7 protein-coding genes are annotated in these 6571 nt (G+C 40.9%); all 7 read right to left on the reverse strand.

All coding sequences use genetic code 11. From position 1 onward, the window contains the following. Positions 1 to 58: 58 nt before the first annotated feature. Positions 59 to 751 (reverse strand): D-allulose 6-phosphate 3-epimerase, encoded by a 693-nt coding sequence (alsE, locus tag C6Y02_RS07180; RefSeq protein ID WP_106030966.1) that lies wholly within the window; start codon positions 749 to 751, stop codon positions 59 to 61. 17 nt (positions 752 to 768) lie between these two features. Further along, positions 769 to 2031 (reverse strand): PTS ascorbate transporter subunit IIC, encoded by a 1263-nt coding sequence (ulaA, locus tag C6Y02_RS07185; protein WP_106030967.1) that lies wholly within the window; start codon positions 2029 to 2031, stop codon positions 769 to 771. A 24-nt stretch (positions 2032 to 2055) separates the two neighbouring features. Continuing rightward, the gene (locus tag C6Y02_RS07190) at positions 2056 to 2322 is read right to left on the reverse strand and encodes a PTS sugar transporter subunit IIB (RefSeq protein ID WP_034660831.1); all 267 of its coding nucleotides are present in this window, start codon (positions 2320 to 2322) and stop codon (positions 2056 to 2058) included. A gap of 15 nt (positions 2323 to 2337) precedes the next feature. Continuing rightward, entirely contained in the window at positions 2338 to 4410 is a 2073-nt protein-coding gene (locus C6Y02_RS07195) for a BglG family transcription antiterminator (RefSeq protein ID WP_223256515.1), read from the reverse strand. Between the two features lie 393 nt (positions 4411 to 4803). Next, on the reverse strand, positions 4804 to 5103 hold the full coding sequence (locus tag C6Y02_RS07200) for a contact-dependent growth inhibition system immunity protein (RefSeq protein WP_106030969.1): 300 nt from the start codon (positions 5101 to 5103) through the stop codon (positions 4804 to 4806). 158 nt (positions 5104 to 5261) lie between these two features. Next, positions 5262 to 5717, reverse strand: coding sequence for a hypothetical protein (locus C6Y02_RS07205; protein ID WP_106030970.1), 456 nt, complete (start codon positions 5715 to 5717; stop codon positions 5262 to 5264). A 15-nt stretch (positions 5718 to 5732) separates the two neighbouring features. Continuing rightward, a partial coding sequence (locus C6Y02_RS07210; RefSeq protein ID WP_262982265.1) for a pre-toxin TG domain-containing protein occupies positions 5733 to 6571 on the reverse strand: 839 nt, incomplete at its 5' end.

Below are 6571 nucleotides of genomic sequence, written 5' to 3' on the forward strand. Positions count from 1 at the left end.
AGATTGCAGTGTTTTAGTAAAATTGCGTAAAAAAGAGGATGGATTACATCCTCTTTTACTAACGTGATTCAATTGAGGCTGTTTCTTTTGAAAACAATTGCTTCATTGTCTCCCAAGCCGTATCGAGTTGCTGGTGAAGTCCAAATAAACCTGAGTTGCCAATAATATAGATCTCGTTTCCAGCCTCAGCAAGCAGCCGGAACGTGCTTTCATTACAAGAGCCGTCTACTTCAATTGAAAATGAGTATCCTCCTTGCTCTTTTATCTTTCTCACCTCTTTGATTTTACGAAGCATTTCTTTAATAAAAGGCTGTCCAGCAAATCCTGGATCGATCGTCATGATCGTCACTCGGTCTATTAAATGAATAAAGGAATCTAACGCCGCAATTGGTGTGGCGGGATTTAAGACAAAGCCGACCTTGCAGTCTCTTTGATGGATATGCCGAATGATTCTAAAAACGTCTCTTTGCACGACCTCTGGGTGTAAGCAGATCATGCTTGCGCCTGCATCAATGCAGGCATCGATTAAAAATTCTTGGGGGTATTCCGCCATAAGGTGAACATCAATTGGTCTATCTGTCAGTTTTCGAAGCTGTTCTATGAATAAGGGCGATAAGGTGATATTTTTCACGTAATGACCATCCATGACGTCGACATGATATCGATCTGCTCTTGTGTTGAGAATATGAATTTGTTCGCGGAAGTGCGTTAAATCCATGCACATTAGTGAAGGTGAAAAAATGGCTTTCATTCTCAGGCTCCTCTTTTTTAAAGTTGAAATAAAAGCTTGATCAATCCAATTAAGATTCCGATGATACCAAAGTCTGTATCTCCAAAAGTTGTCCCTTCAAAGCCAAGGGTCCCTAACACAGGTAATAAACAAGCAGGTAAAAAGGAAAGAAGCAATCCGTTCACAAAGGCCCCAGCGACAGCCCCTCTCACCCCTCCTGTTGCATTGCCATACACTCCTGCTGTAGCGCCGCAAAAAAAGTGCGGGACAAGACCAGGGACAATGACAGTTAAACCAAACAAAGGTAAAAGAAAAATGGATACGATGCCTCCTGCAAAGCTGCATAAAAAACCGATAATGACTGCATTTGGAGCAAATGGAAAAACGGTTGGCGCGTCAAGTGCCGGCTTTGCCCCTTTCACAAAACGATCGGCAATCCCTTTAAAAGCAGGCACGATTTCACCGATTGCCATCCTCACCCCGGCTAAAATAATGTATACACCAGCGGCAAAGGTAATAGCCTGAATGAGAATGAAGACAGCGAAGTTCGTGCCCCCGCTAATTTGTTCTATAAAGGGAATCCCTGCAAACGGTGCAATCGCAAAGAACAGCAAAGCCATCGTGATCGAAATGGCAACAGATGTATCTCTTAGAAAGCCGAGTGATTTAGGCACTTGAATGGTTTCCGTTGATCTCTCTGGACGACCGATCCATTTGCCGATCATTCCCGCTGTAAAATAACCAAAGGTACTGAAGTGTCCAAGCGCGAGATCATCGCTTCCGGTGACTTTCCTTGTGAATGGCTGAAGGATAGCGGGTGCAATGACCATAGCCGTTCCTAATATAATCGAACCGGTGGTGACAAGAAACGCTCCTTGCATTCCAGTTGTCGAGAGAACCACTGCGAGCATTGCAGCCATATACAAGGTATGGTGCCCTGTTAAAAAGACGTATTTAAAGGGCGTGAATTTTGCCAATAACAAATTGACCAGCATGCCAAAAATCATAATGAGAGCCGTCTGTGTACCGAATTCCTTTTGAGCAATAGCCGCCATGGCATCTGTATTTGGGACAACCCCTTGAATGTGAAAGGCTGCTTCAAACATTTTTCGAAAAACTCCAAGTGAATCAGACACGACCGTGGCGCCCGCTCCTAATATTAAAAAACCCATGGTTGTTTTCAAGGTGCCTGACACGGTATCTGCGGCTGATTTTTTCTGCAAAAGTAAACCGGCCAGTGCAAACAAACCGATGAGAATTGCCGGTGTGCCCAATATATCGTTCATGATCAGTTCCATCATGATGTGATCCCCCTTTTTTGTGGCTTATATGTGTTTACGAAGGACGTCTTTAATGGCTTCCTGGTCTAACAAGTTATTTAATCCAGCGACCTTTCTTGTGCCGTCATCCAGCTGATCGATAATGTCTGTTGCTCCGATATATAGATCGGCCTGTTCATTTTTACTTGTGCTGAGATCGGTATGATCCACTTCAGCTACAAGTCCTAACTCTTCTAATGCTTTTTTGACATTCATTTCTACGATAAAGCTGCTTCCTAATCCGTTTCCGCACACAACAAGAATTTTTTTCATTCTCTTTTTCCTCCTTTATAGTTGTGAAAATTGATCAACTAGTTTTTGCACCGATGCTAATTCCTTTGCTTCAACCAGTTGTTTCCTCCGTTTTTCATCACTTAACAGCATGGTCAGCTGTTTGAGTGCTTTCAAGTGGGTCATACTGTCAATGGCTGCTAGCACAATGATGAGACGAACCTGTTTTTTTCCATCTTTAGAGAAAAAAACGGGCGGTTCAAATGACATGAGTGACATGCTTAATTTGTTCACGCCGTCCTCTGGTCTGGCGTGCGGAATGGCTACTTGTGGTGCAATCACAATATAAGGTCCATTTTGATGCACAGACTGAATCATGGCCTCCACATAACCTCTCTGAATGGCATTTTGATCGAGTAAAGGCTGCGCTGCTTTTGTGATGGCCTCTTGCCAAGTATCTGCTGTTTGCTGGAGATGAATGGTTTTTTCTGTTAATAAATCGTTTAACACTGGTTTCCACCCTTTCTGATGGGATACATATGCGGGATGAAGTAGCTCTTTAAGATCACGAAGCAGTGCTTTTTCATTTTGTACGATGGTATGCTGCTGAATGATGTTGAATAAAGCGTCCACATTGTTCTCATCAAGCCTGATTTCTGCACCTTCCCCATATTGAAGTAAGGTTTTTTTCTCATAGGCAGTGAGAATGGGATGAACGAGGTGAACAGGTTTTCCTTTAAACGAAATAGGTGTTGTTGACACAACAAAGTCGACATCAATGGATGACATTTCTTCATATGAACGCTTTGATAATAGTTCACGTACTTCGATATAACCGATTAATTCGATAAGCTGTGTTTTCAGCATGTGACTTGTGCCAATTCCTTCGCCGCAGACAATGTATACAGAACGCCGCACAATTGGTGAAATCCCTTCTCTTCTCATCCAACCACCAAAATGCATCGCCACATATGCAATTTCATGGTCGCTGATCTTTGAACTGGTCGCCTTTTCTAAATGGCATACGACCTTTTGAGTGATGTCAAACACCTCTGGCTGTGCTTTTTTAATAGATTCTGTTAATTCATTGTTGATATCAATGTGATAGACGAGTCTGTAATAGGCCGGGATGAGATGCATTGTCAAGTTTTGCTCCAAGGCTTCGTACTCTTGAAAGGAAATACATGCATACCGCTGAAAGTCAAAAATCATTTGTCTGGCAATGGTGCGAATGAGATGCTCTTCTGGTTTTTTACTTGATGGAAGCTTTTGTTTCTTGGCGCTGAGCCATAGAGTAGTAAGAAAATAGATTTCATCATCATGAACATGAAGGCCGGTTTCTCTTTGAATTCGTGCCATGAAACGAATAGCCGCAAAGCATTCATCTGTTTCCTGCAATGTACGCTTTTCTTCGTTTGAAAGGTGTACAGCACGTTCTAGCTTCATCCGCTTAAAGTAGAAAAAGAGATCCAAAGACAGCTGATCCAGCATGTCATCTGCAAACTCGAGCTTAAGCTCTTGTTCTGACTGCTCGAGGAGATGCTTTAACCGTTTATATGAAATTGGCCCCTTTAACCAAAAAGGTGGAAACGCTTTTTCGTTTTTTATCATTGTGCGAATGGAATGAATATAAGGTTTCAGCGCCAATCGAATCGCTCTTTCTTCTCCTGAAATCAAATAACCGCAGGCTGCCTGATAGTGGAGGATAAGCTGCTGCTTTGAAAGTGCTTCTTTTAGCTGTTTCATATCTTCAAGCAATGTATTCCGGCTCACTTTGGTCATCTTCATAAAATCATCAATTCTTAGGCGTTTCTCACTGCATGCAATGGATAAGAGCAGGATGGCCCTTCTTTCCTTTACACATGGTTCATAATCATGGCCAACGAGAATGGTGTTCGCTTTTTGAATAATGACTTCTTTTTCATGTGGGTGTAAGTAGTAGCCAAGTTGATCTTTTCGCTGAATACCACTCAGCTGCTGAGTTTCCAGCCAGCTATTCATGCGTTTGATTTCAGAGTAGACGGTTCGAGTAGAGACATTCAGTCGATTCTGTAAATCTTCAATTGATAAATAAGATGTCGTGTGAATCAGCATTGATAGTAAAGTCGTGCCCCTTTTGGTTAAATACAGTTGGAATTCCTCCCTTCTTCCCTTTGGTTATAAGTCTAATCAACTCACATGCATCAAAGAAGCCCAAATGTCTTCAGCACATGCAGTGCAGCTTTTGGGTGCTCTTTTGCCATAAGAAAAAGCACACCCGCTTGAGTGTGCTTTGAGACTTTTACAAAAAGAATCCTTTGTTTTCTTTAATGTGATAGAAAACCTTTGTAATGAGATCATGAATGTCCTGAAAAATCTTTTTGAATTTTTTTGATCCTTCACAATGCTTTTGGCATTCTTGATTCACACATATGTACTGCATCATCGCCGCCAAAAAAAGCGGACACCAATCAAGGCCTTAAGTGCCCAATGATCAGTGTCTGCAGGTTCTTTCTTATGTAAAAAAATTCTAATTTCGTTTTGTTATTTCATTTTCACTGCTTCTTTCATTTCCTCAATTATTTTATTAAACCACTGTAGAGGGTTTAATGAGATCGCCGGAAAGTAAATTTCTGCATTATTTTCGATAAAGCTTTCTTTTTCTTGTAATGTTAAAGTACTATTCAAAAAATCCTCACAATCCTTTATAGTAGACAGCAGACATTCTTTGCTAGCTTCATCGATAAAATCATCTAACGCTTCCTCTGGTGAATCAATATCTTGTTGAAATGTCCCACCTAAAAACTCTTCTAACTCCTCTAAATAACTGTAGCTCTCATTCATTGAATCACCTCTACAATGTATTATAATTAAAATCACCAATTATATTAGACAAGTGAAACCTTGATTCTATTAAAATCAAGGTATTGGTTATTCAAATCATTGTTAAATACGGGTTTTCAGATTGTGGCTGCTACTTAATCAATTAACCTGGATTATAATTAAATCGCGCAGTTTCCAATATGCAGTTCAAAGTGTTTTTCTTCTGAAAATATCTGAGCGATTTTACCAGTTGCTTTATCTGCTACAATGACGTTGTGATTCTCTGAAGATAGCCAAATCTCTTCAATTGCCTTATTGAAATCTAGAGCTTTTACATTTGCCCAAACAGGAAAAGGGTCATTTACAACTAAAATAAACCATTCTTTTTTCTCTTTCAGAAAATCTAGTGAATTTTTTAACCAAGCCATAACAGATTCTTTGTCTGTAATTGTTAAAATATCAGAAGGTGTAGAGTCTATTTGACGAAATTGTTTTAATACTACTTCACATAATTTTAGCCATTGAGAAGCATCATTTTCAAAATCAATTACCTCAATATAAGCTAATTGTTGTATTTTCTTTTTAGCATTCATAAAAGCTATTTTCTTTTGTATTTTTTCATTTTGATATACCATATTTTTCATTCCTCATTATTCATTGTAATAGATATGGTGATCACCATTTGGCCCATAAATATTTGAATACCTTTCTTTTTTAAAATCATAATTAAATGGGTCGGCACCCTCTTTCGGTTTCCCTGCGTGAGTGTGTAATTTTCCGTCATTAGTATGTTGTACTATAACTCTTTTTCCTTTTGGGGTATCAAATTCATAGTACCGCCCATGATGAGTTTGGTTAGAACTGTACTCATAATTACGATGTTCTTGCCCCTTCTTAAAAACATTATCTCCTACTTGCCATTGACGAGTAGGCTGTTGCGATCTAGGTATTCCCCCTAAATCCTTAGCGTGCCGCAAAGCCCTTTTTCGATTAAATCCTTCTGGACTTTGAGCGTTTAACCCCATCTTCCCATGAAACCCTTTCGCCCCAAACGGCAAAAGCATTCCCAGCGCCGCGTTCATGCTCGCTTCCTGCTGTTCTTTCGAGACCTTATTCCCAAACATGTCTCTACCTGTAATTGCTTCGCTGAATCCGTTGGTGGCGGTGAGGCCGTATAAGCCTTTTTGTGATGTTTTTAAGGCGTCAAAGGACTTTTGTGACGTCTTGTAGACGTCGACTGCCCTGACTGCGGCTGATGTGGCTTGAGTCGTTTTATAAACGGCTTTGCCACCTTTGAAAATGCGGCCTGCCCAGCCGACGATTGGGATATAACCCGCGGCTGCCATGCCGCCTGCGGCGACCCGCTGTCCTGCGGTGAGTTCTTCCCCTGTGATTGGATCAACGCCTGTTGCGGCGCGTTTTGCATCGTTCACGCCAGTCAGTTCATTCACGATATTTCCGCCATAGTCGAGTGCTTTTTCATACCAAG

The organism is Bacillus sp. NMCC4 (assembly GCF_002998555.1).
Lineage (GTDB): Bacteria > Bacillota > Bacilli > Bacillales > Bacillaceae > Bacillus.